At 49.0% G+C, this 1,860-nt stretch carries 3 protein-coding genes and 1 tRNA gene; 1 reads left to right on the forward strand and 3 read right to left on the reverse strand.

Annotated features, from left to right (window positions below; all coding sequences use genetic code 11):
- Positions 1 to 213 (reverse strand): transposase (locus RJ38_RS07220; RefSeq protein ID WP_039018211.1); only part of this gene is annotated, 213 nt, incomplete at its 3' end.
- A gap of 273 nt (positions 214 to 486) precedes the next feature.
- Here RJ38_RS07220 and RJ38_RS07225 point away from each other — a divergent pair.
- A tRNA-Arg gene (locus tag RJ38_RS07225) sits at positions 487 to 563 on the forward strand.
- Here RJ38_RS07225 and RJ38_RS18475 read toward each other — a convergent pair.
- Positions 526 to 1,593, reverse strand: a complete 1,068-nt coding sequence (locus RJ38_RS18475; RefSeq protein WP_082005667.1) for a recombinase zinc beta ribbon domain-containing protein — start codon at positions 1,591 to 1,593, stop codon at positions 526 to 528. The two genes, RJ38_RS07225 and RJ38_RS18475, sit on opposite strands and share 38 nt — an antisense overlap.
- Before the next feature lie 41 nt (positions 1,594 to 1,634).
- Positions 1,635 to 1,860 (reverse strand): integrase core domain-containing protein (locus RJ38_RS07235; RefSeq protein WP_039017056.1); only part of this gene is annotated, 226 nt, incomplete at its 5' end.

Consider the following 1,860-nt stretch of genomic DNA (forward strand, 5'->3'; position numbering starts at 1 on the left):
CTCTGACAACGTCAGACCCTCCCGATCTCCTGTCTCAATCGATTGTTTATTAACCCAGTCCCGAAGCGTTTCGGGGCTGCATCCTATCTTCTTCGAAATCGATCTGAAGCACTCAGATCGCGTCCGATAATCCGCTTCATTCTCAAGCACCAAGCGCACTGCGCGCGCCCGGACTTCTGTTGAAAAACGGTTTCCTGAATTTCCTTTGATCATGACTTATCTTCCAAGCTTTATGATCTCCGGTAAACCCGGTCTGGTTCAGACCACTTATCTGAACCAGTCATGGCTATTTTGTTGTTGGCGCTGAAGTTACCTGGATCGCGCACAAGCCCAGCGACTTCGATCTCGCGGTTGACCCTAAGATAAGCGGGGCAACACCATTGGGTATCAGTAAACCTTAGTAGCCATGTTCGTGGACTAAATACAAAAAAAATCATTTTCGCTCTTGCACCCCCTGACACATCAGCTTAAACCCCGGCCAACGGCGCACCCGTAGCTCAGCTGGATAGAGTACCTGACTACGAATCAGGGGGTCAGAGGTTCGAATCCTCTCGGGTGCACCATTTTACTTTTCAGTGAAATTTCATCCAAAAACCTAAAGATAACAGATGTTTGCGGCGTTCGAAGTCCTGTTTGTCTATCGTAGGTCAATGGGGCTTTAAACACCAATCTGAGCACTGTTTTCTTGAGTGTTAGATCACCATTACTCCATATATTCCAAGGGTTTGACAGGAACTGTACCGCGAGTTCGAACAATTGCTCGGGTGTCCGCTTTTGTTTGGTCTTTTTCGCGACTTTTTCAGCCAGAACCAGTTTGTGTTGTTCTAGTTTTGTAATCTTTTTCTCGTAAGCGGCGATGACGGTTGGGTTGTTGGCATCAACAATGCGATCCAATAGTGCATCGAGTTGTTTGTCGGATTCTGCGATTTCACGATTCAGTTCGGCTTTGACGGCGTTCGATTGCGCAAGACGTTGTGACCATGCGTTGGTCAGCATCATCTTTGTCATGCCGATCAGGTCTTTGGACGGCTCAAGCGTTTGCATCATGTCCTCAAATGCGGCGTCGAGTTTTTCTGCACGGATGTTTTTACGGAACGATGCGCAGCCTTTTGTTTTGCACCAGAAGTATGGATAGTTTTTGCCTGTGCTGCTGCGCGACCAACATGCGGTCAAGGCTGTGTCGCAATCGGCGCACTGCACGGCACCCCGCAGTGGGAAATCAGCGCTGATGTCTTTACGGGCGGGCGCGAGCTTGCGTTCTGTCTTGCGGGTTTGAATACGTTCATAGGTCTCAAGCGATATCAGCCCCGTGTGATGGCCTTTGCGGCGCGTGATGCCCCAAGGCTCATGCTCGATATAGCCTGCGTAAATCACGCGGTTCAGCATGTCGCTGATCAGCTGCACCACGACAGAATTACCAGAGTTCCGTTTTGGAAAAGCGGGCTGGCTTTCAAAAAAACGTTTCACTTCGGACATGCTGGCAAAACGGCCAGAAGCATACCCTTCCAAACCTTCTTGAACGATAGAGGCAACAGGTTCATCGCGCACGAGTAATTTGCCGTGGCCTGAAATGCGCTCATATTTATATCCCACTGAACCGCCCCGGTTTTACCGGAGAGTTGTTGGTTCAAATATTAAGCTGCTTTTTCAGCGGCATTCAAGGCTTCATAGAAGTTCTCCTCTGCTTCATGGGGGGTGATGTAATCGATTTTGCTGTGTAGGCGTTTTTTGTTGTACCAGTTCACCCATTTCAGGGTTTCCCATTCGATCTGTCCAACAGATTTCCAAGGCCCCATAAAATCGATGACCTCGGTTTTGAACAGACCGATTGTGCTTTCCGCTAGAGCGTTGTCATAGCTG

This window comes from Halocynthiibacter namhaensis (assembly GCF_000812685.1).
In the GTDB taxonomy this organism is placed as follows: Bacteria; Pseudomonadota; Alphaproteobacteria; order Rhodobacterales; family Rhodobacteraceae; genus Halocynthiibacter; species Halocynthiibacter namhaensis.